We start from the raw sequence: 24,194 nt of genomic DNA on the forward strand, positions 1-24,194 counted from the left end.
CCCTCCGTCTCGAGACGGAGGGGCTGCCGAACCAACACCTGAAAAAATCAAACCTCACCCCTGAAGTTCCTGCCTTGTTGCAACCGCTTCACGAGCGCATAATCCAGATATAACTTGCCAAGGGGGACTTGAAAGGTGGAAAAACAGATGAGAAGGTCCGAAAAGAAAGCTCTGAAGAAATCCGCGCTGCTGCTGACGGCAGGCGCGCTGGCGGTCGGCCTCGCGGCATGCGGCAGCGGCAACGAGCCGGCGGCCAATACGGGCGGCGCGTCCAACGAGGCGGCAGCCAATACGGGAACCTCCGGCGGCGACAGCGGCAAAAAAGTGACGATCACGTTCCAGAACATTTACCCGGACGAAACCTCCGTGACGAACAAGATCATGAAGGAGCTCGTCGCCGACTACGAGGCGGCCAACCCGAACATCAAGATCGAGCTCGACTCGCTCAATACCGACCAGCAGAAGCTGAAGCTGAAGACGCAAGCGGCCTCCAAGGAAGTGCCGGACATCACGATCGTGAACCCGGCCGCCCAGATGAAGCCGTTCGTCGACGCGGGCGTGCTGGCGCCGCTCAACGACATGCTCGACCAGAACGGCCTGAAGGATACGTTCCAAAAAGGGCTGCTCGACTACTACAGCTTCGACGGCAACGTATACGCCCTGCCGGACGGCAACAACATCGAGGTCGTCTACTATAACAAGGACCTGTTCGCCCAAGCGGGCATCACCGACGTGCCGAAGACGTTCGACGAGATGCTCGAGGACGTCAAGGCGCTCAAGGCGAAAGGCATCACGCCGATCGCGATCGGCGAGAAGGATACATGGACCGGCTCGTTCCTGTTCATGAACATCCTGCTCCGCACGAACGGCGGCCCGGGCTTCCTGCAGGACGTCATGGACGGCAAGAAGGACTTCAACGATCCGGCGTTCACGGAAGCGGTCGACGCGTTCCAGGAGCTGGTGCAGGCCGGCGCGTTCCCAGAGGGCGCGACGAGCATCGACGCCAACGCAGGCGGCAACATTTTCAAGACGGGCAAAGCGGCCATGTTCATCATCGGCTCGTGGGAAACGGGCAACATCGACGCTTCCAGCGTAGCGGGCAAGGTCGGCGCGTTCTCCTTCCCGACGGTGAACGGCAAGGGCGACGTCAACCAGTTCATGCTGGCGCCGGGCTCCGGCTTCGCGATCAGCGCGAACAGCAAGCATCCGCAAGAAACGAAGGACTTCCTGAACTACTTCATGACGAACTTCCCGAAAAAGAAATTCGAGCTGAAGGACGCAGTCGGCCTCGGCCAAGTCGTCGAAGGCGACTTCGCGGCAGCGGGCTACTCCGATCTGGCGGTCGGCATCCTCGATCTGTTCAAGAGCGTCAGCGGCGGCGACCTCGCCTTCGACAACACGATGAACCCGGCCGTAGCTCAGGCTCATCTGAGCAGCATCCAGAACCTGTTCGTGCAGAAGGTCGATTCCAAGCAAGTGGCGAAAGAGCATCAAGACGCGTTCGCGGCCAACAAGTAAGCCTGCGATAGGCAGCTAGCCGGCCCCCTGGCCGGAAGAAAGGCCGGGCGGCAAGGACGGTTTCCCCGAAAGGGGGCTGTCCTTGCCTTTTCGGCACAGCGGACGGCTCTCGTCCGCTGCGGGAGAGGAGTAGAGATAAAACCATGAATGTGCTCAAAGTGCGTTGGTGGACGATCGGAATCTTCGTGCTTCCTTGTCTGCTGCTGTATATGATGATGGTATTCGTCCCGATCGTCATCTCGGGCTATACGAGCCTGGTCGAGTGGGACGGCATCGGCGTCAACAAGACGTTCGTCGGCCTCGACAACTACGTCGACATCCTGTTCCATGACCCGCATTTCTGGCCGGCGGTGCGCCGCACGCTGATGTACGCGGTGTTCTCCATGGCGGAAATTCCGATCTGCCTGCTGTTCGCGATCCTGATCAACCGCTACGTCAAGCGCGGCAACCGGCTCGTGTCGATCTACTTCATGCCGGTCATCCTGTCGGTCGTCATCATCGGCCAGCTGTGGAAGACGATCTACAACCCGCTCGACATGGGCGGCATGATCAACGGCATCCTGAACGCGCTCGGCATGCAGGGGCATATGCGCGCCTGGCTGAGCTCGCCGCAGTTCGCGATGTACTGCCTGTACTTCGTCTCGCTCTGGCAGTATTTCGGCTATCACCTCATCATCCAGTTCACCGGCGTCCAGAACATCCCGTCCGACATCTACGAGGCGGCCAAGATCGACGGCGCGGACGGCTTCAAGGCGGACCGCTACATCACGCTGCCGCTCATCGTGCCGGTGTTCAAGATTTCCATCGTGCTGGCGTTCATCGGCTCCCTGCAGGCATTCGACCTCATCATGGTCATGACCGGCGGCGGACCGGCCCACGCGACGGACGTCATCTCGACGCTCATGTACAACAACACGTTCCTGACCTTCAAGTACGGGTACGGCAGCGCCTTGGCCATGACGCTGGTGTTCATCTGCCTGGCGTTCACCTTCGTCATCAACGGCGTCTTCAACCGCATCGAGAAAAAGGTCGGCTAAGGGGGAGATACGGTCTATGGCATCCATCAAAAAAGGAGTCGTGTATCTTCTCCTCGGCATCCTTGTCGTCACGCAGGTGTACCCGCTGCTCTGGCTCATCCTGTATTCCTTCAAGACCAATGAGGAAATCCTAGGCGGGAGCTTCTTCGCGCTCCCGGCGTCTCCGCGCTTCGCGAATTATACGGAGGCGTACGAGCAGGGCAACTATCTGCGCTATCTGTTCAACAGCATCTTCGTCACCGTCATCACGATGGTCGTCGTCATCGTGCTGGCGTCGATGGTCGCCTATGCGATCTCCCGCTTCCGCTGGAAGCTGGCGCCGGCCGCGCTGCTCGTCTTCATGCTCGGCCTCATGATCCCGATGCAGGCGACGCTGCTGCCGCTGATGGTCATGTTCAAGAACATCGGCATCCTCAACACGCATTGGTCGCTCATCCTGCCGTACATCGCGTTCCAGACGCCGGTCGCGGTGTTCATCCTGAGCGGCTTCATGAAAGGCATCCCGCATGAGATCGAGGAGTCGGCGTTCATGGACGGCGCGAGCGTGTACCGGATCTTCCGCAGCATCATCCTGCCGATCTCGGTGCCGCCGATCATGACCGTCTGCATCCTGACGTTCATCAACATCTGGAACGAGTACATCCTGGCGGCGACGTTCATATCCTCGGAGCGGCTCAAGACGCTGCCGTTCGGCGTCAACAGCTTCGTCAGCCAGTACACGACCAATTACGGCAACATCGGCGCGTTCCTCGTGATGGGCGCGATTCCGGTCATCCTGATCTACTTCATCCTGTCCGAGCGCATCACCAAGGGCATGGTGGCCGGCGCCGTCAAGGGCTGACGCTCTCGGCAGAGCCGGGCAGGGCCGGTTCTGCCGGAGCGGTCCGGAGCCTTCATCGTCAACCGCTTATTCGGTTCATCCGCTTCAAAAGCGAACCCCGCCTCCCGCGCGAATTTTTTTCGCGCGGGAGCGCGGGGCTTTGCCGTCATTCTGCCGTCCAAAGGGGGGAAGCTCATGTGGCCGCGCAGCCAGACGCTCCAGCAACGGCTCTTTCTCGTGCTGCTCTGCTGCATGACCGGGATCGTCATCGTCGTCAGCCTGCTGTTCTACAACCGCACGACCGAGCAGCTGCAGCGCAAGATCACCGACCTGTCCCAGCGCAACGTGTCGCAGACGATCGGCCTGTTCGACCTGCTGGACAAAGGCTTCGACAGCCTGTCCAAGTCGATCTCCAACAACTTCGACCTCGTGCGGCTGCTGCAGGCGAGCCCGACCGAGCCGCGCGAGCGGTTCGCGAACGAGCGGGCGATCACGAACATCATCGGCACCAACTACTTCTCCCGCGACGATATGATCGGCATCCATATCATCACCGACCGCGGGCCGGTGTACAATTACGGCAATTACATCAATGAGATGGTGCCCGGCTACCGCTCGGCGGACTGGTACCGCTCGATCGTCGAGGAAGGCGGCAAGATCGTCTGGCTCGGCATCTATCCGTCGTCGATCGTGGACCAGAACGAGCATCGTCCGGTGCTTGCCTTCGGACGGCAGCTGTTCGACCTCGACGAGCATCGCCCGATCGGCGTCGTGCTGTACGAGTCGAGTCCAGCCCCCATCGTCGCGGCGCTCGCCAACCTCAAGCTGAGTCCGAGCAGCGAGGTGTATCTGATCGACGAGGGCGGCCGGCTCGTGAGCTCGACCGGCGGAGCGCGGCAGCTGCCGGCGATCGCCGAGGGGCCGCGTCCGGAGACGGCCGGGGAATCGCTCGTCACGGAGAAGGACGGCAAGCTCGTCGTCTCCTCGCGCCTGCCGTTCGCGGAGTGGACGGCGATCACGGTGACGCCGGCGCGCGACCTCAAGGTGGAGCTCGTCGAAATGCAGCGCTATCTCATCATCGTCGGCGTCGTGCTCGTGCTGCTGTCGATCGTCGCCGCCTCGGTGCTGTCCAACATGATCTCCTCGCCGATGCGCCGCCTCATCCGCGAGATGAAGCGCGTCGAGCTCGGCAACTTCCAGGGCGTCATCGAATCGGGCAGCTACCGCGAGATGGACGCGATGGCGTCCTCGTTCAACCGCATGGTGCGGCAGATCGGACGGCTCGTCGACCGGGTGCGCCAGAGCGCGGCCGGCGAGAAGAACGCCGAGCTGCTCGCGCTGCAGTCCCAGGTCAATCCGCATTTCCTGTACAACACGCTCGACATGATCTATTGGATGCTGGACGAGCGGGAGGAGGACGATCTCGGAGAGGTCGTGCTCGCGCTCTCGCGGATGTTCCGCTACAGCAGCCACTGGGAGCAGGGCGCGCCGGTGACGCTGAGGGAGGAGCTGGAGCAGATCCGCGACTATTTGACGATCATCACGATCCGGCTGGAGGGCCGGGTGTCGGTCGGCATCGACATTCCGGAGGAATGGCTGGACGTGCCGATGCCTAAAATGATCCTGCAGCCGGTCATCGAGAACGCCGTCAAGCACGGCCTCGAGCCGTTGTCCGGCGACGGCCGGCTGGAGCTGACGGCCGAGGCGCGGGAAGGTCGGCTGCTGCTGACGGTGCGCGACAACGGCGTCGGCATGCCGGAGGAGACGCTCGCGCGGCTGCGCGCCTCGTTCGAGGCTGCGCCGCAGGTCAAGATCCAGCCGGGAGCCGAGCGCAGGCAGGGCGGGATCGGGCTCGCCAACGTGCATCGCCGGCTGCGCCACACGTTCGGCGCCGGCTACGGCCTGCAGGCGGACCGCGAGCCGGACGGCGGCACCGTCATCCGGCTGACGCTGCCGATTCCGCCGCTGGCCGGACGGACGCAAGCGCAGGCGGAGCCTGCGCCGGCAGCCGACTCGCAAAAGGGAGAGGAGACGCAGCAGTCATGAACATCCTGATCGCAGACGACGAAAGCATCATCCGCACCGGCATCCGCCGGACGCTGGAGCAGTCCATGCCGGACTGCGGCATCCATCTGGCCGCCTCGGCCGACGAGGCGGCGCGCGTGCTGTCGGAGCATCCCATCGACATCGTGCTGACCGACATCCTCATGCCCGGCATGGACGGCTTGGAGTTCATGCGCCTGTCGCGGCGCAGTTATCCCGCCATCAAATGGGTCGTCATCTCGGCTCATTCGGAATTCGCCTACGCGCAAAAAGCGGTGCAGCTCGGCGCGAAGGACTATCTGCTGAAGCCGATCGGCAAGAAGCGGCTGCTGGAGCTCGTCGGGGAGCTGGCGGCCGAGCTCGCGGCGGAGAGCAGCGCCCTCAAGGAGGGAGAGCTGCTGCGCAGCAGCCGCAAATACTTGCGCGAGGCGATGTTCCAGCGGCTCGCCTCGGGCCAGGATGTCGGGCAGCTGGACGTGCCTTCCCTGATGGACCGCTATCCTTCGTTCCATCTCGTCATGGTGCGCCTCGAGCCGGGACTGCGCGACGCGGGGCTGGAGCATTTTGTCGTGGACAACGTGTTCAGCGAGCTGCTGGAGCGCAGCGGCGACGGATTCGTCGTCAGCTATGACCGGCATACGCTCATCGGCGTCGCCGCCGTGGAAGCGGAGGAGGCGCTGTCCGGCCTGCTGGCCAGCCTGCGCGGCTACCTCGGCCGCTACCTGCGGATTCCGTTCCAGATCGCCTCCAGCGGCCGGATCGGCGAGATCGGGGAAGTTCCGGACGCCGTGCGGAAGCTGTACCGGACGATGACGGCCGCGGACGAGCCGGGCCAGGCGCCGCTGCGCATCAAGGGCGGCAGCGACAACAAGGCGATCGAGGTCGCCCTTCAATATATCGCCGCCCACTATCGGGAGGAGTCGCTGTCGCTGGAGCGGATCGCGGCCGTCGTTTATCTCAATCCGGTCTATTTCAGCCAGCTGTTCAAGCAGAAGACGGGCCAGGGCTTCAAGGACTACCTGATCGGCTTGCGCCTGGAGGAAGCGCGCCAGCTGCTGCGGGAGTCCGATCTGAAGCTCGGAGAGATCGCGGAGCGGATCGGCTATCAGGACATGCGGCATTTCACGCAGGTGTTCCGCAAGCGATTCCAGATGACGCCGACAGAATATCGGCAAGAGAAGAAGAACACGGCTCCAGGCATTTCGAATACCTGACATCAGAATGGAATCTATGGCCGGCCTCCCGTCTCGACAGGACAGGAGGCTTAGGTCCGTTCTCGCAGAAAACGATTTTGGCGTAGGGCGGATGCGGCGTCGGGGAGGGCCTTGGGACAGATACATAAAACCAAGGAGAGCAGGTAAAAATACACAGGCGGACGATCCCGTCAAGGAGCCTCGGAAACGGAGAAGCGAATCCGGAGCCGAGCGGATGCGGATGCCCCGGCCGTTGCGGAGCCGGGAGTGGCGTGAAATATTATGAATAAAGATGAATGGATATTTATTTCGGTTTCTGGCTTCCAAGAGGCCGCAAGCGGACAAGGAAGGGAATGGAAGCAAAAAAAGCTTATATTATGCAGATGTTTTACTTTATCAAACATTTGCGTTAATTGAATAAAGCGACAACGTATTAGTCAATAAAACTGCATAATTATCAGTAAATTTAAATGATTTACACGATGAGTGCATAGTGATAAATTTATTTGGCAAAAGAAAATAATGCAAGTTGTGCTTCATCAAGTAGAATAGTATAATTCAATATATGCTATTCAACCATTAATGTGAGGGGCGTGTAAGGTTAGTGTACAAAAAGACAGGATTGACACTGGCGGCACTTATGATCGCGGGCGGCGTACTTGCTGCATGCGGCGACAGCAATAATGGCAATGCAGGCAACACCGGCGCAGCCAATACGGGCAACGAGAATGCGGCTGCGAACAATGCAGGCGGAGAAGCGGCAGCTCCTTCCGGCGACCAAGTGTTCCGCATGAACCTCACGTCCGAGCCTCCGACGCTCGACCCGGCCCTGATGCAGGACAACGTGTCCGGCACGGTAGCCGACGGCATCTTCGAAGGCCTGACCAAGAACGACAAGAACGGCGAGACCGTTCCAGGCATGGCCGAGAGCTGGGAAGTATCCGAGGACGGCAAGACGTACACGTTCAAGATCCGCTCGGACTCCAAATGGTCTTCCGGCAACCCGGTCACCGCGCATGACTTCGAATTCTCCTGGAAGCGCACGCTCGACCCGAACGCGGCCAAGCCGGCTCCTTACGCTTACCAGCTGTACTACATCGAAGGCGCTGAAGCCTACAACACCGGCAAGGGCGATGCAGCCGGCGTAGGCGTCAAGGCTCTCGACGACACGACGCTCGAAGTGAAGCTCGTCAACCCGACGACGTACTTCCTCAGCCTCGTCAACTTCTACACGTACTACCCGGTCGACAAAGTCACCGTCGAAAAAGATCCCAACTGGGCGAACGAAGCCGCTACCTTCTCCAGCAACGGTCCGTTCAAGCTGACCCAATGGGAGCACAACGCCAAAGTCGTGATCGAGCGCAACGAGAACTACTACGGCCAAGCCGACGTGAAGCTCGACAAGGTCGACTTCGCCATGATGGCGGACTCCAACACCGAGCTGAACAACTTCAACACGGACCAGCTCGACTGGGCCGGCAAGCCGACGGGCACGATTCCGGGCCCGCAGATCGACAAGCTTCGCAAGGAGAACGATCCGCAGCTGAAGATCACCGACGCCGCGAGCTCGTACTACTACATCTTCAACCAAAGCAAAAAGCCGTTCAACAACGCCAAGGTCCGCAAGGCTCTGTCGATGTCCATCGACCGCCAGCTGCTGATCGACCGCGTCGTGCTCGAAGGCCAGAAGCCGGCATTCGGATTCGTGCCGCCTAGCATCACCGGCGCCGAGAAGAGCTTCCGCGAAGAGACGCAAGAGACGTACTTCTCCGAAAACGTCGATGAAGCCAAGACGCTGCTGGCCGAAGGCCTCAAGGAAGAGGGCATGGACTCCTTCCCGGCGACGACGCTCATCTACAACACGTCGGACAAGCACGCCAAGATCGCGACCGCAATCACGGAAATGTGGAAGCAGAACCTCGGCATCGAAGTGAAGACCGAAGTCCAGGAATGGAAAGTCTTCCTCGACAACCGCACCAACCTGAAGTACGACATCGCTCGTGCAGGCTGGGGCGCGGACTACAACGATCCGATGACGTTCCTCGACCTCTACATCACGGGCAGCGGCAACAACGACATCGGCTACAAAAACGCCGATTACGACAAGCTGATCAAGGACGCTTACGCTTCCGCCGACAAGGCTGAGCGCGTGAAGCTGCTCGCTCAAGCGGAAAAAATCCTGATCGACGACATGGCTGTCATGCCGGTTTACTATGACACCAGCTCTTCCCTCGTCAAGGCTTATGTGAAGGATGCCTTCATGACGTACAACGGCAACATCAACTACAACTACGCTTACATCTCCAAATAAGCATACCGCCTGAGCAACTGACAGAGAGAAGAAGGGACCGCGGCAGGAGCCGTCGTCCGGCGCTTTCCGGCGCCGGACCGTCTCCGGACGTCCCTTCTTTCTTTGCGGTTGGGCAAGGTAATGAAAAGAGGTGCTGGAATGATTCGTTTCATCGGCCGGAGATTTCTGAACATTCTCCTGTCTCTGTTTGTCCTTGCAACCCTGACCTTCTTCCTCATGCAGGCGGTGCCGGGCAACCCTTTCCTGGATGAAAAGACTCCGAAGGCTGCGCAAGAAGCTCTCAAAGCCTTTTACGGCCTCGACAAGCCGCTCTGGCAGCAATATCTCGTCTACCTGGGCAACATCGTGCAGGGCGATCTCGGCATTTCCTATAAAACGCCGGGCCAAACCGTCACGCAGATCATCTCCCAGTCGTTCCTCTACTCGGCCAAGCTGGGCATCTTCGCGATCATCGTCTCGGTCATCGTCGGCGTCGCGCTCGGCATGATCTCCGCGATGTACAACCGCAAGCTCATCGACAAGTTCGCCGTCGTAATCTCCATCCTGGGCATCTCGATCCCGAACTTCGTCGTCGCTTCCGTCACGCAGTACTATATCGGCGCAGAGTGGAGATGGCTGCCGGTTTCCGGCCTCAACTCGCCGCTCGGCTACGTGCTGCCGACGTTCGCGCTGTCGGCGCTGCCGATCGCGTTCATCGCGCGGCTGACCCGCTCCTCCATGCTGGAGGTGCTGACGGCCGACTACATCCGCACCGCCAAGGCCAAAGGCATGTCGCCGCTGCGCATCACGCTCCGCCATGGCCTGCGCAACGCGATCCTGCCCGTCGTCACCTATCTCGGGCCGATGAGCGCCAACATCATCACCGGCGGCGTCGTCGTCGAGAAGATCTACAACGTGCCGGGACTCGGCCAGTTCTTCACGAACAGCGTCACGAACCGCGACTATCCGCTCATCATGGGCATTACCCTGTTCTATGCGGTCATCCTGATGTTCGCCCGCTTCCTCGCCGACATCGGCTACGCGATGGTGGATCCGCGGATGAAGAAGAGCAGCAAGGGAGGCTGATCAACAATGGACCAGATCAAAGAAACGAAACGGCCTCTTCCCGATCCGAAGAAGTTCGTGCCGCTGAAAAAGCGCGATTTCGCGCAGCAGCAAATGGCGCCGAGCTACACGACCTGGAAGCTGGCCATGATGAAGCTGACGGCCAACAAGTTCGCCATGGCTTCGGGTGTCGTGCTGCTGCTGATGATCATCATGGCGGTCATCTACCCGCTGTTCACGCCGCATGACTTCCGCTCGCAGCAGCTGCTGGACACGTTCCTCGCGCCAGGCGGCACGCATTACTTCGGTACGGACGAGCTCGGCCGCGACCTGTTCGCCCGCGCTTGGAAAGGCGCTCAGATCTCGCTGACGGTCGGCATCGTCGCCGCCATCGCCGACGTCATCCTCGGCATCATCATCGGCGGCATCATGGGCTACTTCGGCGGCAAGGTCGACGAGGTGCTCAACAAGATCAGCGAAATTCTCTACTCCATTCCTTACCTGCTCGTCGTCATCCTGCTCGGCGTCGTGCTCGGCCAAGGCATGTGGACGCTCATCATCGCGCTCACCGCGACGGGCTGGATCAACATGGCCTGGATCGTGCGCGGCCAGATCATGCAGCTCAAAAACCAGGAGTATGTCCTGGCAGCCAGAGCCATGGGCTCCGGCGGCTTCCGCATTCTGTTCAAGCATCTCATCCCGAACACGATGGGCCCGATCATCGTCACGATGACGCTGACCGTACCGAGCGCCATCTTCGCGGAGGCGTTCCTCAGCTTCCTCGGCCTCGGCGTGCAATCCCCGGCCGCATCATGGGGCGTCATGATCAACGACTCGCTTACGAGCTGGACGATCTACCCGTGGACGCTGCTCTTCCCGGCAGGCATGCTCTGCCTCGCCATGCTCGCGTTCAATATTTTCGGCGATGGACTTCGGGATGCGTTCGATCCGAAGACCCGGGTGGAATAAAACGTCCGATCCGACCATGAACGTTCTGCCGCCGCCGGCTGCCGGTGAAGGCAGGGCGGCAGCATTTCATATGACTTCTCGCAGCGGGCCTAGCGCGGCCCCTGCGCTAAGCAACCGATAGATGAGGAAGGTGAAGCACCATGGAACCGATTCTTAAAGTCGATGATCTGCGCGTCTCGTTCCGCGTGCGCGGCGGCGAAGTCCAAGCCGTGCGCGGCGTATCCTTCGAGATGGCCAAGGGCGAGGCGCTTGCGATCGTCGGCGAATCCGGCTCGGGCAAGAGCGTCACGGCCCAGTCGATGATGCGCCTCATTCCGACGCCGCCCGGCACGTACAAGGGCGGACAGATCGTCTTTGAGGGGAGCGACCTGCTCAAGAAGACGGAGAAGCAGATGGAATCCGTGCGTGGACGCGATATCGGAATGATCTTCCAGGACCCGATGACGTCGCTCAATCCGACGATGACGATCGGCTCCCAGATCGTCGAGGTGCTGACGCGCCACCAGAACATGAGCAAGGACGCCGCCTCCAAAAAGGCGGTCGACATGCTCCGCCTCGTCGGCATTCCGAACCCGGAAGCCCGCGTGAAGCAGTACCCGTTCGAGTTTTCGGGCGGCATGCGCCAGCGCGCGATGATCGCGATCGCGCTCAGCTGCGACCCGACGCTGCTGATCGCCGACGAGCCGACGACCGCGCTCGACGTGACGATCCAGGCGCAGATCCTGCAGGTCATGAAGGACATGCAGGAGAAGCTCGGCACGTCGATCATCCTTATCACGCATGACCTTGGCATCGTCGCCGACATGTGTGATAAAGTGATCGTAATGTATGCGGGCCAAGTCGTGGAGCGCGGCAACAAGTTCGAGATCTTCAAGTCGCCGCAGCATCCGTACACCCAAGGCTTGCTCAAGTCGCTGCCGCGTCTGGACCAGCGCAAGGACGAGCCGCTCATCCCGATCGATGGAACGCCTCCCGACATGGCGAATCCTCCGCAAGGCTGCGCGTTCGCCGCCCGCTGTCCGTACGCGATGGAGGTCTGCCTCGAGCAGGATCCGTATATGTTTACGCACAGCGACACCCACGAATCCAAGTGCTGGCTCCACGCCAAGCCGGAGTAAGGAGGAGAACCGATGGCAAGCCAACCGAACGCGATGCTCGAGGTGGACAACCTCAGCAAGTTTTTTGAAGTCGGCAAGGGCAAGACGCTCAAGGCGGTCAACGGCCTGAGCCTGTCCATCCGCAAGGGCGAGACGCTCGGCATGGTCGGCGAGTCCGGCTGCGGCAAGTCGACGGCCGGCCGCACGATCATGCGCCTGTACGAGCCGACTTCCGGCCAAGTGCGCTACAATGGCTCCAACATCTACGATCTCAAAGGCTCCAAGCTCAAGGCTTTCCGTCGCGAGATGCAGATGGTATTCCAGGATCCGTACGCCTCGCTGAACCCGCGCTGGACGGTCGAGAACATCATCGCCGAGCCGCTGGACATCCACAAGCTCGTGTCCAGTCCCAAGGAGCGCAAGGTCGCCGTCGAGCGCCTGCTCGATAAGGTCGGCCTGAACCCCTCGCATCTGACGCGCTACCCGCATGAATTCTCCGGCGGCCAGCGCCAGCGCATCGGCATCGCCCGCGCGCTCGCGGTCGATCCGAAATTCATCGTCGCCGACGAGCCGATCTCCGCGCTCGACGTGTCGATCCAGGCGCAGGTCGTCAACCTGCTGCAGAACCTGCAGCGCGCCGAAGGCCTGACGTACCTGTTCATCGCGCATGACCTGGCGATGGTCAAGCACATCAGCGACCGCATCGCCGTCATGTACCTCGGCAAGCTCGTCGAGATCGCCGACAGCGAGGATCTGTACGCCGATCCGCGCCACCCGTACACGCAGGCGCTGCTCTCGTCGATCCCGATCCCGGATCCGGAGATCGAGGCGAACAAGGAGCGCATCGTGCTGCGCGGCGATCTGCCGAGCCCGATCAGCCCGCCGAGCGGCTGCCCGTTCCGCACCCGCTGCCCGGCGGCGACCGAGCGCTGCGCGGCCGAAGTGCCGGAGCTGCGCCAGGTCGGACCGAATCCGTCCCACTGGGCCGCCTGCCATTATGCCTGATCGATCCAGCCTCCGCCATCCCGCTTGCCGGGAGGGCGGAGGCTTTTTTTGCCGACGGCGCCCTGCGTCCGGTCAGCTGCGGAACCAGGACAGGAGCGCGCGGCCGGCGCCGGGGCTCACGGTGCCGGGCCGAACGCTGCCGGGGCGGACGAGCGGATTCGGAGGCGCGGCCTGTCCCGGAAGCCTCGGCCCTCCTGCCGCTTGGCCCGACTGCCGGTGATGCCGCTTCAGCTCCAGCTCGTAGCGATATAGGTCATCTGCCATCATAAAGGGTTCCTCCTTGGGTTCCCCGTCAAGCGGAAAGGCGGGAATGCCTAGTCCAAGCTTGCCGGGCTGCGATCTGAATCCAGCTTAACCGGCAGCTGTGACAACAGGGTGGCAGCAATCCAAAAAAAGACGGAACAAATGTTCCTGGGGAGCGAGAGCGGAATGGGTAATAGGAAACGAGGCGTTGACGGCGGGCGGGCGAAGCAGGTACCCTTTGCACAGAAGGAAGCCCGAGCGGGCGAGGAGGCGGGATGATGAATTCTTATGCGAGCATACCCGGCAACACCGAGCTGAACCATCTACAGCGGCGCAAGATGGAGCTGCAGCTGTATATGCCGCCGCTGACGATGGAGAAGGAGAAAAGCGAGGCGTTCTGGCAGCCGCGCCTCAAGCAGGCTTGGAGCAAGCCGCTGCGCGAGACGCGCAAGCGCGTGGACGAGGAGCTGTTTCCCTATGCGGATGTGTATCGGATCACGTATGAGGGCTATGACGAGACGCCGGTAAGCGGACTGTATATGGTGCCCGCGCAAGCGGCCCGGGAGGGCCGGCAAGTTCCGTGCATCGTCATCTACCCCGGCTACACGGCAGGCGCCGGCTACCCCGAGGATCATGCGGGCTGGCTGCTGGCGGGCTATGCGGTGCTGGCCGTCGATGCGAGAGGCCAGGGGGGCGAGACGGGCAGCCTGCTGCCCTCGCTGCATGGCATGGCCAAAGGATGGATGACGCAAAATCTGCTGGAGGGGCCGGACCGGACGTATTACATGGCGCTTTTTGTCGACAGCCTCAAGGCGCTGCAGGCGGCGGCCTCGCAGCCGGAGGTCGACGCGCGCCGGCTCGTGCCTTGCGGCGGCAGCCAAGGAGGCGGCCTCGCGCTGGCGGTGGCCGCGCTATGCGGCCTGGAGGCGCCCGCCGGCATCGATCTGGCGGCCGTGCTCGCCGACATCCCGAACCTATGTCATGTCGACCAGGCGATCTTCAGCTCGGCTGGCTCGCTGTCCGAGGCCGGGCAGCTGGCGAGCCGCAAGCCGGAGGAGCTGTCGCGGCTGCTGGAGCATCTGGCTTGCTTCGACAACATGAATCTCGCTTGCCGCATCTCGGCGCCGGTGCTCGCAAGCGTCGGCTGGAAGGACCCGATCTGTCCTCCGGAGACGGTCTACGCGGCGTACAACCGCATCCATGCGCCTAAGGAAATCCGCGACTACCCGTTTCTCGGCCATGAGGTGAACGGCGCCCATCGTCGGGACAAGCTGCAGTTCGTGCTGGAGCATGCGGGACGCTAAGTCGGCCGGACTCGGGCGCGCAGCTGCGGAGATCGCAGGCAGCCCTGTTCCGTAATTGAACTCGAAGAAGCCCTCCGGCCGCGCGCAGCGGCAGGGGGGCTTCGCCATGCTCAGATCTTTCTCGTCTGCGACCGGAACATCAAGAACAGGAAATAGGGCGCCCCGATCAAGGTGATGAACAGTCCGGACGGAATCTCGACCGGAGCGAGGATCGTACGGCCGACGGCATCGGCCATCACCATGAGGAGAGCTCCGATCAGGCTGGACAAAAGGATCGAGCGGCGCGTGTTGTGGCCGATCAGGCTGCGGACCATGTGCGGGACGATCAGTCCGAGGAAGCCGACCGTTCCGGCGACGGCGACGGCCCCTGCGGCGAGCAGGACGCCTGTCGTCATCGCGGCCAATCGGGTTTTGCGCACCGGCAGGCCCAGTCCGGCGGCGCTGTCGTCGGAGAACGCCAGCACGTCGAATTTGCGGCTCAGCCGCACGGCCACAGGCAGCAGGACGGCCAGGAAGAGGGCGATCACGCCGACTTGAGTCCATGTGCGTCCGTATGTCGAGCCCGTCAGCCAGATGTAGCCGGTGCTTCCCCATAGGGGACCGAGCACGATCAGCGCTTGAATGCCGGCAGAGCCGACAGCGGAAACCGCGATGCCGAGCAGGATGAGGACCGCGGGGCTGAGCGATTTTCGCCATGCGAACAGGAAGATGATCGCCGCAGCCGCGGCGGCCCCGCCGACAGCCGCGATCGGGAGCAGGAAGATCGGAGACTCGGGCCAGGCGATGAGCACCAGCAAGGCTCCGAAGCCGGCTCCCGAGGTCACGCCGAGAATCGAGGAGTCGGCCAGCGGATTGCGGACGGAGGCTTGGATCAGCACGCCGCTCACGCTCAGCGCGATGCCTGCGCCTGCGGCGACCAGGGTGCGCGGCAGCCTCAGGTTCAAGAGGACGGAATAGGAGCCGGCCTGCTCCGAGCCGATCAGGCTCGCGAAGAGCTGGCCGAGCGGGATGCGCGTGCCGCCCATCGTCATGCTGACGAGGATGAAGGAGACGACGGCCGCGAGCATGATGGCGGCGAGCAGCGGAAACCGGATCGGCACGCGGCCGGAGCCGATCGACATCGGCGACGAGGGCGGCGAGCCCAAGGCGCCGTTCATCTTGCGCAGGATGAGCCAGATCAGCCACGGGGCTCCGATGATGGCCATCATCGCGCCGACGGGCATCTCCCCCATGCTGCTGCGCACGATCCGCGCCAGGACGTCGGCTCCGGTGAGCAGCACGGCTCCCCACAGGGCGGCTGCCGGCAAAAGGCCGCTATGCTTGCTCAGTCCGCTCAGGCGGACGAGATGCGGCGCGACGAGGCCGACGAATCCGATCGGTCCGGCGACGCTGACGACGACGGAAGCGGCAAGCACGGCCAGCGTCAACCCCGCGAAGCGGGCGAGCTCCACCTTTTGCCCGAGCGATCGGGCGGTGGACGGATCCAGGTTCAGGACATCGAATTGCCTGCTCATGAAAAAGGCGATCAGCACGACCGCGACGACCCCCGGCCAAGCGTAGGAGACGCCGTGCCAATCGAGCTGGGCGAGCGAGCCCGAGCCCCACAGGAAGAGCGACTGGGTTTCGGTGGCATGGAAAATATGCAGCGCGCTCGTAAAGGAACCGATGACCATCGCGACGATCATGCCGGACAGGGCCAGCCGGATCGGCGTCGCGGCTCGCCCCCCTCCGAGCACGTAGGCGCATAGCGCGGCCAGGCCGCCGCCGGCGGCGGCGAAGAGGAACGGAGACTGGTGAAGCAAGGTCGGGAAGTAGACCGTTCCGGCGACCACCATGAAATAAGCGCCCGCATTGATGCCGAGCGTATCGGTGGAAGCGAGCGGATTTTTGGTCGCGGTCTGCAGCAGCGCTCCGGCCACGGCCAGCCCTGCTCCGGACAGGACGCCCAATATCGCGCGCGGCAGGCGCATGTCCCAGATGATATGATGCTCAAGCGCATCCTGGCGATGGAGGAGGGCGTCCGCGACGACATGGACCGGAATCTGCGCTTCTCCGAAGCATAGGCTGGCAATCAGCAAAAGGAAGAGGGCAGCAGCGCCGCCCCCGAATAGGATGCTTGTTCTCATTTTGTGATCGCGTCGACGACACGGTCGACCAATGCTTTGGAAGAAAGCGGGCCCCCGAACGTCCATGTATCTCCGCCGATGCCGTAGGTCCGGTTCTCTTTCACGAAGTCCAGGCTGTTCCACACCTTGTTGTCTTTCGCCGATTCGCCGAAGACATTGTCATTGTCCTGGACGATATAGATGAAGTTGGAGCTGCTCACGGCCGGCAAGGATTCGAAGGTCGCGTCCGTAAAGCCGTATTTCTCGAATTTTTCCGACTTCCAGTCGTTGATCAAGCCGATGCGGTCGAGCGTTTGGACGACGGTCGAGGTGTCGGTGAACATGCGCAGCGCGGCTGCGTTCTGGCTGGTGAACGCTTGGGTGATGACATAGTGGAAGTTGTCCTTGCCCGCTGCCGCCAGCTTCTGCTTGGCCTCCGCATAGTGCGCGTCGAGATCGGCAAGCACTTGCTCGGCTTCTTTCGATTTGCCCACGGCTTGGGCGATCGTCTTGAAGTCGTTGACCATGCCCGTGTAGGCATCTCCTTCGTTCGGATAAGGATCGAACTCGATCGTAGGGGCGATGGCCTGGAGCTGATCGTAGATCGCGTCGTTGTTGTCCGTGTTGGAGATGATGAGGTCCGGCTTCAAGGAGGCGATCGTCTCCAGATTGGGCTCCCAGCGCAAGCCGACGTCCGTGACGCTGTCCGCCAGCGCGGCTTCGTCCGTGACATAGAGCTTGTATTCCTTGTTGTCCGCGTTGCCTACGGGCTGAATGCCGAGCGCGATCAATTCCTCGGAATAGATCCACTCCAGGGCGACGACCTTTTCAGCCGGCTTATCCAGCTTAGTCTCGCCTTTTCCGTGCTTGATGACGATCGGACCTGCCGTCTCGGCAGAGCTCGGAGCGGGAGAGCTCGTAGCGGCAGAGCCGGTGTTTTCCGTCGTTGTCGAACCGCAAGCTGCCGTAAGCAGGAGCACGGCAAGCAGGGCTGTCGTGCCAGACAAAAGCCTTTTCATTTTGTTACCCCCGGTGATTGATGATAATTTATCGCGATCAATAATGAGAATCACTATCACTCGCAACGAGTTGAGCCTATCACCGATTCAAAAAGCTGTCAATACATGCCAAGGTGCTGCGGCAGCCTCAAGCCAGCTTGACCGATGCGAAGACGACCAGCATCACGAGCGAGACCAGCGAGTAGAGGCGCAGCGCTTTTTCGGCCGGCGGCCGGCGCACCTCCGCGAGCAGCAGGACGAGCGCCTGTCCAAGCACGTAGGCGACGTCCGCCGCGTCGTTGACCCAGGCCGGACCGGGCAACTGCTTGATGTCCAGCGCATAGGCGGCCAGGAAGATATTCGTGGACAAAAAGACGAGACTGGCCAGGAACCGACGCATCGTCATCGGCAGGAGCTCCTTTCGAATTAAAGGAAATAAGCGCCAGCGCACAGCAGCAGGCTCGGAACCGCCAGCAGCAGGCAGCGGGCCGACCAATCGTTGCGGCGGCGCAGCGATTCGCCGTCGTCCGTGTAGGTGCCGATGCGCCGGGAATCCGCCTGGATGAATGCCCCGGAGAACAGCATCGCGAGCAGCAGCGGAATGCCGCCGCTCCAAGCCGAGATTCGGACGAGGGAGTCTTGGCCGGCCACGAGGCCGACCGCGCCGGCGACGGCCGCCAAGCCGAGCCCGGCGGAGAGGAAGACGAGGGTGATGCGCGTCATGAGGCAGACCTCCTTTTCCATGTTGTACGCGGCAGGGCGGGCAATTGTTTCTCTTTCCCTGAAATGGGCTCGACAGGAAAAAGGCCATCCTGGGTTTCAGGATAGCCTTTTTGAGCGGAGGATTACTCGCCCTTCATCTTGCGGCGCAGGTCGGCGAGCTGCTCGTCGATGGCGGCGGAGCGGCCGTTGTCCGGCGCGGCGGATGGAGCGGCCTCGTAGCCTCCGGCATAGCTCGAAGAGGAAGCGGACGGGCCTTTGTAGTCCCGGCTCAGGCCGAGCTGGGCTTCCCATTGGAGTACTTTTTCCTCGATGCGCTCAAAGCCGCGCGAGGCGCGTCCCGGCTCGAAGCCGTGGCTGAAGCTCGGAGCGGTGCGCTCGGCGGCCGCTTCGGCTTTTTGGATGCGCTCGCTCAGTTCGTTGCGCTTTTGGATGAGGCGCTGCAGCTCTTCCTTGGCGGAGTCCAGCCGGATCTCCAGCTCGACGGAGGCATGCTTCGCCTGCTCGTGCAAGCGGCGGTATTCCTGCTCCTGATCAGAGTAGCGGAGCTTGGCTTCGAGCGCGGCGCGGGCTTCCGCCTCGCGGCCTTCGCGCAGCGCCTCCTCGGCCTTGGCCTGGTTGTGCTGGGCGAGCTGCGTCACTTCCTCCAGGCGGGAGCCGTACGAGCGGCTTGCCGCTTGCTGGCGGTGCAGCTCGCTCTTCATGCCGTCGATCTCTTCTTCCATGTTGCGGATATATTGGTTCATCATCAGCGTCGGGTTTTCCATCTTGTTCAGCATTTCGTTGGCGGTCGCTTTGGTCAGGTTCAAAATACGGTCGAATACGCTCATGGATACACGCTCCTTTTGGGGGTGAGGGAATGATGTTGATTCCGACCTGGACGGAAAGAATGAGCATCGGTCGGGATCAGCTGCGGTGAGGCGATCAGCTGCAGTCGGGCGAGCAGTCAGGTGAACAGCTGCGGTGAGGCGATCAGCTGTAGAAAGGCGAACAGCTGCGGTGAGGCGATCAGCTGCAGTCAGGTGAACAGCTGCGGTGAGGCGATCAGCTGCAGACGGGCGAACAGCTGCGGTGAGGCGTTCAGTTGCAGTCGGGCGAGCAGCTGCGGTGAGGCGATCAGCTGTAGAAAGGCTCCCGCGGGGGCGGGCCGTTCCATTCCGGCTCCTTGGGCAGGACGACGCTGGCTGCGGCGTAGAGCAGCAAGGCCGTGCCGCAGCTGAAGACGCCGACGGCGATGAAGCCGATCCGGACGAGTCCGGGATCGAAGCCGTACGTGCGGCCGATTCCTCCGCACAGCCCCGCGATTTTGCGGTCGGTACGGGAGCGATACAAGGTTTTCATGGCGGTGTCAGTCTCCTCTATATGCGGCACCGCCGGCTGCCCGGCTGTGCGGCTTGATGTCCTTATTGTACCTCCAGGCCCGGGAGCGCCGACACGGCCCCCCGAATGGAATCCGACCTGGACCCGGGACCGGGATCGGCTCGGGCGGAAGTTGTGCGCGGCAGGAACCGCATGAAAAGCTGCCGTCGTGCGCAAGCTATCGGGGCAAGCCCATTATCCACGAAAGAGGTGCCGATTCTCATGGGTAAAAACAAGGCAAGCAAGGCAGACGTCCAATCGACGAAGCTGAACAGCTTCGCGGCTAACCAAGATACGGAGTTCGCGCAGGACCTGACGGCGGATGCCAAAGCCGCATTCGGCTCGGTAAACAAAAAGAAGAAGAAATAACGATTCCGCTCCCCGTTCCATCGGAAGCGGAAGCCGGCCTGTCCCAGGGACAGGCCGGTTTTTGCGTGTCGGCCAGCGGGGCGGATGCCGGATGGCAGGCGCCGCTGGGTGAGCCGGCGATGTCGTAGGGAAAGGCCGTTGGCGGAACGCCGTGGTGAAGAAGGAGAATGTACTGGAACGGTGCCATCGGAGGAGATTGCCGCGCGGAGGAGCTGGAGGGGCGGACGTCGCGGGAGAAGTGCGGACGGCTGGAGCGGAAGGCGTCGCAAAGAGTGGCGTACTAGATGGGCGAGCGTCGTAAAGAGCAGCGTACTGGAGGGAGCGAGCGTCGTAAGGAGGGCACGGCGTACTGGATGGGCGGGCGTCGCGGGAGGGCAAGGCCTACTGGAGTGGCGGACGTCATAAGGAGGGCATGGCGTACTGGAATGGCGGACGTCGCGGGAGCAGCTTGTGACGGCTTCCGGTCCGAGTCGTAGCCAACCTAACGATACGGAGAAACGCTATTTTGCCTATATCCGCGTTTTCCGAAAGCTAACGATACGGAGAAGCGCTATGGAGTCAAAAAAGCATCCCGTCTGCCTCGCAACGCGTCAATAACGTTCCTCAGTATCGTTACAATTTTAGATCGCTCGTTTAAAGCACAATAGCGTCTTCCAGTTTCGTTAGAGCTCGTACACTCGCGCTTGCCGCTCCGCAGACGGAGGGAAATAGCAGCGCAATAGTAAAAAGCCCCGCCCGAGAAGGGCGGGACTTTGGGCCGGCGGCTGTTTCGGCGCCGACAGGTGCCTCGCCAACGAATATTTTGCAGCCATTATTCGGGTCAGCGCGGGTCAGCGCGCTATTCGCCTCGACAGGGCAGACGGGCGCGTGGATAGGGAGCCGCCTGCTTCTGTTCGATCATGGAGTTGTACGAACCCGCCGATGATGGAAACAGATTGGGAAAGCACTAGGCTTTCGGTCACGCTTGAGGCCGATCGGCCTTGGCTCGGCCCGCGGCTTGGGCCGCAGCGGTAGCGCTCGTCGCTGCGCCAGGGTGTGCCCGACGAGCGGCCGGACTGGCCCCGGCCGCGCCCGCAGCGGCAGCGCTCGTCGTTGCGCCAAGGTTAGCGCGGCGAGCGGCCGGACTGGCCCGCGGCCGGGCCGCAGCGGTAGCGCTCGTCGCTGCGCTCCGAGCGGCCGGACTGGCCTCGGCCGCGGCCGAAACGCCAACGCCCCGCCCTGCAGCCGCGCCCGCGGCTCTGCCAGCCGCCGCAGCCGCAGGAGCGGCCGTGCGGAACGCGTCGAGCAGGAAGCGCGACACGTCCGTCTTGCGCCCGCGCCACAGGCTCGGCGAGCTGACGAGCAGCTCGTCGCGCGCGCGGGTGACGGCGACGTAGGCGAGGCGGCGCTCCTCCTCCAGCGCGGCCTCCCGCAGCGAGGCGGGATCGCCCGCCGCAGCCGCTCCGTTGCCGTAGTCGGACAGCTTGTCCGCCTCGAGCGCGAGGCTGTGGGGCAGGATGCCCTCGGAGGCGCCGATGAGGACGACGGCCGGGAACTCCAGCCCCTTGCTTTTGTGGATGGTCATGAGCTTGACGGCATCGCGGGCCGCCTCCGGCGGCAGCGCGCGCATCTCGGCGTGGCGCTCGCCGATCCGCTTCACGAACGCGAGGAACGACGGCACGTCGGCGAAGCGGCCGGCGGATGCCTCCAGCTCGTCGAGCGCCTCGCGCAGCGTTTCCTTGTAGACGGTGTCGGCGCCGCCCGCGCCTGCGGCCTCGGCGTCGAGCCAGGCGTCGTAAAAGTCCTTGCGCATGCGGCGGATGGCGTCCGCCGGCTTCAGCGCCTTCAGCCCCTTGATGAACGTGATCCGGGCCTGGATCGAGTCGCGCTGGAAGTCCTTGAGCCCGTCCAGCGTGAGCAGATGGATGAGCGGGCCTTTTTTGGCGCGGATATGGGCAATGCCCTTGGCGCGGCCCACGTACATCGAGGGCAGCACACCCTCCATCGCCGCGAAGTCGCGCCGCTTGACCGACAGGCGCAAGTAGTCCACGAGCGGCCGCACCGCCGACTGGTCGTAGAACAGCTCGCCGCTGTCCTGCAGATGGAACGGGATGTCCGACAGCACGAGCTGCTCGAACATCGCCCGGCTGTTGCTGGCGGTGCGATACAGGATGGCGAAGTCGCCCCAGCCGCGCGCGCCCTCGTCGACCCGCTCGCGGATATGGGCGGGCTTCCTGGTCGGTCGTGAACGGCCGGATGTAGAGCGGCACCTGGCGGCTCGTCCGCACCGCCTTGAGCGTCTTGGCGTAGCGGGCCTTGTTGTGTCGGATGATGTCGTTGCCGAGGCCGACGATGCTCGCGGAAGAGCGGTAGTTGGTGTCGAGCGTGACGACGCGGGCGCCGGGAAAGGCGTCCCGGAACCCGAGGATATATTCGCTCCGGGCGCCGCTGAACCCATAGATCGTCTGGTCGTCGTCGCCGACGGCCATCAGGTTGGCGCGCTTGCCCGCGAGCAGGCGGATCAGCTCGTACTGCAGCCGGCTCGTATCCTGGAACTCGTCGATCATGATGAGGCGGAAGCGCTCCTGCAGCGTGCGCAGCAGGGCGGGACGCTCGGTCAGCAGCCGATGCGACCAGAGCAGGATGTCGTCGAAGTCCATGCGGCCCTCGCGCTCCTTCCACTCCTCGAAGCGCAGCAGCAGCCGCTTGAGGTCGCGCTCCGCCTGGCTCGCTTCCGGCAGCTCGCCGAGCGGGCGCAGGCTCAGCTTGGCCTCGGACAGCGCGGCGAGCGCCGTCTCCGGCTCCAGCCGGTCGGCGATGCCGAGCTCGCGCAGCATGCCCTTGAGCACGATGACGGCAAGCGGGCCGCCGCCGAGAATTTCCTGGCGATAGCCTTGGCTGCGCAGCAGCTGCAGGAAGAACGAGTGGAACGTGCGGGCGGTTACCGCTTTGGCGGCCGCCGGCGCGATGCCGGGCAGGGCGGAGATCCGGTCCTTCATTTCCTGGGCGGCCTTGACGGAAAAGGTGACGAGCAAAATCGAACGCGGATCGGCTCCGCGCTCCGCGATCAGATAGCCGGTGCGGGCGGCGAGCACGCTCGTCTTGCCGGAGCCGGCTCCGGCGAGCGTCAGCAGCGGTCCGGCGCCGTGGCGGACGGCCTCGATCTGAGGGCCGTTCAGGAACAGGCCGCGGCTCTCGAGCGCGCGGAAATAGCCGCTGTCGGCATCGTCGTCCGGCACGAGGCGGCGGCTGTTCTCTCCGGAGGCGAGCGCGGCTGCGGGCAAGCCGCGGCCGGCCGCTCCGAACGGTTTTTTGAAAGGCAAAGGCAAATTGGCGCTCATGGGGCATGTCTCTCCTGTTGCACAAGGCGTCTCCCGCGCGGGGGAATGCCTGTTCGTCGTTCCTTTCAGCATAATGGATCGCGAAGCCGGTGGCAAACGCCGACTGGCGGGAGGGGCTTGCGCGAGGAGCGATGCCTATGATAACATTGACCCATCAACGATTGAGGGATCAAGGAAAAGCGGCATCCGGAGGATGCGGAAGAAAGGATGAGGCATCATGAGCTGCCGCACCGAGGATCTGCTGTATGTGCTGATCCATCTGAACAAGCAGCTGGCTTGCCGGTTCGAGACGGATGTCGGGGTGAGCCCGAACCGGCTGGAGCTGCTGTGCCAGCTGCGGGGCGCGGAGGAGATCAGCCAGTCCGAGCTGCAGAAGGCGGTCTCGATCGACCCCGCGGCCGTGACGCGCCATATGCAGCAGCTGGAGGCGGAGGGCAAGCTCGTCCGCACCCGCTGCCAGGACGACAACCGCGTGACCAAGGTGCGGCTGACCGACGAGGGCCGGAGCTGGATCGAGTCGTGCAACCGTCAGAAGGAGCGCTTCATGGAGCGGCTGCAGGCGGGGCTGGAGGAGTCGGAGCGCAAGGAGCTGCTGCGGCTGCTCACGGCGCTCGGCCGCTCGCTGGAGGAGCCTCACGCTGCCGGCGGCGCTGCGGCTGCGACGGTCCGGCGCGAGGCGGGCGCGAGGCTGATCGGAGATTGATGGAGCCGGAACCGTCCGGGCCGCGAGGCGGGACGG

The 24,194-nt window shown here is 62.8% G+C and carries 21 protein-coding genes and 1 pseudogene; 13 read left to right on the forward strand and 9 right to left on the reverse strand.

The genetic code is table 11. The annotated features are described in order from the left end of the window. Nucleotides 1-147: 147 nt before the first annotated feature. From NYE40_RS02515 to NYE40_RS02560, 10 genes are all read left to right on the forward strand, one after another. Nucleotides 148-1,518, forward strand: a complete 1,371-nt coding sequence (locus tag NYE40_RS02515) for an extracellular solute-binding protein (protein WP_339279258.1) — start codon at nt 148-150, stop codon at nt 1,516-1,518. A 143-nt stretch (nt 1,519-1,661) separates the two neighbouring features. Continuing rightward, nucleotides 1,662-2,555, forward strand: coding sequence for a sugar ABC transporter permease (locus NYE40_RS02520; RefSeq protein WP_028599439.1), 894 nt, complete (start codon nt 1,662-1,664; stop codon nt 2,553-2,555). 16 nt (nt 2,556-2,571) lie between these two features. Continuing rightward, the gene (locus NYE40_RS02525; RefSeq protein ID WP_028599440.1) at nt 2,572-3,396 is read left to right on the forward strand and encodes a carbohydrate ABC transporter permease; all 825 of its coding nucleotides are present in this window, start codon (nt 2,572-2,574) and stop codon (nt 3,394-3,396) included. Nucleotides 3,397-3,570: 174 nt separating this feature from the next. Continuing rightward, nucleotides 3,571-5,421 (forward strand): sensor histidine kinase, encoded by a 1,851-nt coding sequence (locus NYE40_RS02530; RefSeq protein WP_028599441.1) that lies wholly within the window; start codon nt 3,571-3,573, stop codon nt 5,419-5,421. Next, a complete protein-coding gene (locus tag NYE40_RS02535; protein ID WP_028599442.1) occupies nt 5,418-6,632 on the forward strand; it encodes a response regulator in 1,215 nt (404 codons plus the stop codon). Before NYE40_RS02530 ends, NYE40_RS02535 begins: the two co-directional genes overlap by 4 nt. A gap of 583 nt (nt 6,633-7,215) precedes the next feature. Next, nucleotides 7,216-8,922, forward strand: coding sequence for a peptide ABC transporter substrate-binding protein (locus NYE40_RS02540; RefSeq protein ID WP_028599443.1), 1,707 nt, complete (start codon nt 7,216-7,218; stop codon nt 8,920-8,922). A 138-nt stretch (nt 8,923-9,060) separates the two neighbouring features. Next, on the forward strand, nt 9,061-9,987 hold the full coding sequence (locus tag NYE40_RS02545) for an ABC transporter permease (RefSeq protein ID WP_028599444.1): 927 nt from the start codon (nt 9,061-9,063) through the stop codon (nt 9,985-9,987). A gap of 6 nt (nt 9,988-9,993) precedes the next feature. Beyond that, on the forward strand, nt 9,994-10,935 hold the full coding sequence (locus NYE40_RS02550; protein WP_028599445.1) for an ABC transporter permease: 942 nt from the start codon (nt 9,994-9,996) through the stop codon (nt 10,933-10,935). 140 nt (nt 10,936-11,075) lie between these two features. Beyond that, the gene (locus NYE40_RS02555; protein WP_028599446.1) at nt 11,076-12,053 is read left to right on the forward strand and encodes an ABC transporter ATP-binding protein; all 978 of its coding nucleotides are present in this window, start codon (nt 11,076-11,078) and stop codon (nt 12,051-12,053) included. Nucleotides 12,054-12,065: 12 nt separating this feature from the next. Beyond that, entirely contained in the window at nt 12,066-13,037 is a 972-nt protein-coding gene (locus NYE40_RS02560; RefSeq protein WP_028599447.1) for an oligopeptide/dipeptide ABC transporter ATP-binding protein, read from the forward strand. A 72-nt stretch (nt 13,038-13,109) separates the two neighbouring features. Here the strand turns inward: NYE40_RS02560 and NYE40_RS02565 are convergent, their stop codons facing one another. Next, complete coding sequence (locus NYE40_RS02565) at nt 13,110-13,304, reverse strand: hypothetical protein (RefSeq protein ID WP_028599448.1); 195 nt, start codon at nt 13,302-13,304, stop codon at nt 13,110-13,112. Between the two features lie 251 nt (nt 13,305-13,555). Between NYE40_RS02565 and NYE40_RS02570 the strand changes: the two genes are divergently transcribed. Next, nucleotides 13,556-14,584, forward strand: coding sequence for an acetylxylan esterase (locus tag NYE40_RS02570; protein WP_101808442.1), 1,029 nt, complete (start codon nt 13,556-13,558; stop codon nt 14,582-14,584). A gap of 110 nt (nt 14,585-14,694) precedes the next feature. On the opposite strand, the gene NYE40_RS02575 is transcribed toward NYE40_RS02570, so the two are convergent. From NYE40_RS02575 to NYE40_RS02600, 6 genes are all read right to left on the reverse strand, one after another. Beyond that, nucleotides 14,695-16,710, reverse strand: a complete 2,016-nt coding sequence (locus NYE40_RS02575) for an iron ABC transporter permease (RefSeq protein ID WP_043111473.1) — start codon at nt 16,708-16,710, stop codon at nt 14,695-14,697. Further along, nucleotides 16,707-17,708 carry an iron-siderophore ABC transporter substrate-binding protein gene (locus NYE40_RS02580; RefSeq protein WP_028599450.1) on the reverse strand — a complete coding sequence of 334 codons (1,002 nt, stop codon included), beginning with the start codon at nt 17,706-17,708 and terminating at the stop codon, nt 16,707-16,709. Before NYE40_RS02580 ends, NYE40_RS02575 begins: the two co-directional genes overlap by 4 nt. A 127-nt stretch (nt 17,709-17,835) precedes the next feature. Continuing rightward, entirely contained in the window at nt 17,836-18,093 is a 258-nt protein-coding gene (locus NYE40_RS02585; RefSeq protein ID WP_028599451.1) for a hypothetical protein, read from the reverse strand. A gap of 20 nt (nt 18,094-18,113) precedes the next feature. Further along, on the reverse strand, nt 18,114-18,410 hold the full coding sequence (locus tag NYE40_RS02590) for a DUF5316 family protein (protein ID WP_028599452.1): 297 nt from the start codon (nt 18,408-18,410) through the stop codon (nt 18,114-18,116). 122 nt (nt 18,411-18,532) lie between these two features. Beyond that, a complete protein-coding gene (locus NYE40_RS02595; protein ID WP_028599453.1) occupies nt 18,533-19,237 on the reverse strand; it encodes a PspA/IM30 family protein in 705 nt (234 codons plus the stop codon). A gap of 286 nt (nt 19,238-19,523) precedes the next feature. Next, nucleotides 19,524-19,748, reverse strand: coding sequence for a PspC domain-containing protein (locus NYE40_RS02600; RefSeq protein ID WP_028599454.1), 225 nt, complete (start codon nt 19,746-19,748; stop codon nt 19,524-19,526). A 105-nt stretch (nt 19,749-19,853) separates the two neighbouring features. Between NYE40_RS02600 and NYE40_RS02605 the strand changes: the two genes are divergently transcribed. Continuing rightward, a complete protein-coding gene (locus NYE40_RS02605; protein WP_127464474.1) occupies nt 19,854-20,135 on the forward strand; it encodes a hypothetical protein in 282 nt (93 codons plus the stop codon). A gap of 958 nt (nt 20,136-21,093) precedes the next feature. On the opposite strand, the gene NYE40_RS02610 is transcribed toward NYE40_RS02605, so the two are convergent. Next, nucleotides 21,094-22,254, reverse strand: a complete 1,161-nt coding sequence (locus tag NYE40_RS02610; RefSeq protein ID WP_339279259.1) for an ATP-dependent helicase — start codon at nt 22,252-22,254, stop codon at nt 21,094-21,096. Between the two features lie 322 nt (nt 22,255-22,576). Continuing rightward, nucleotides 22,577-23,527 (reverse strand): annotated as a pseudogene (locus NYE40_RS02615) (UvrD-helicase domain-containing protein); the annotation flags it as partial. A gap of 145 nt (nt 23,528-23,672) precedes the next feature. On the opposite strand from NYE40_RS02615, the gene NYE40_RS02620 reads away from it, so the two are divergent. Beyond that, complete coding sequence (locus tag NYE40_RS02620) at nt 23,673-24,158, forward strand: MarR family transcriptional regulator (protein WP_339279260.1); 486 nt, start codon at nt 23,673-23,675, stop codon at nt 24,156-24,158. Nucleotides 24,159-24,194: the final 36 nt, after the last annotated feature.

Origin of the sequence: Paenibacillus sp. FSL W8-1187 (genome assembly GCF_037965485.1) — a bacterium.
In the GTDB taxonomy this organism is placed as follows: Bacteria; Bacillota; Bacilli; order Paenibacillales; family Paenibacillaceae; genus Paenibacillus_O; species Paenibacillus_O pasadenensis.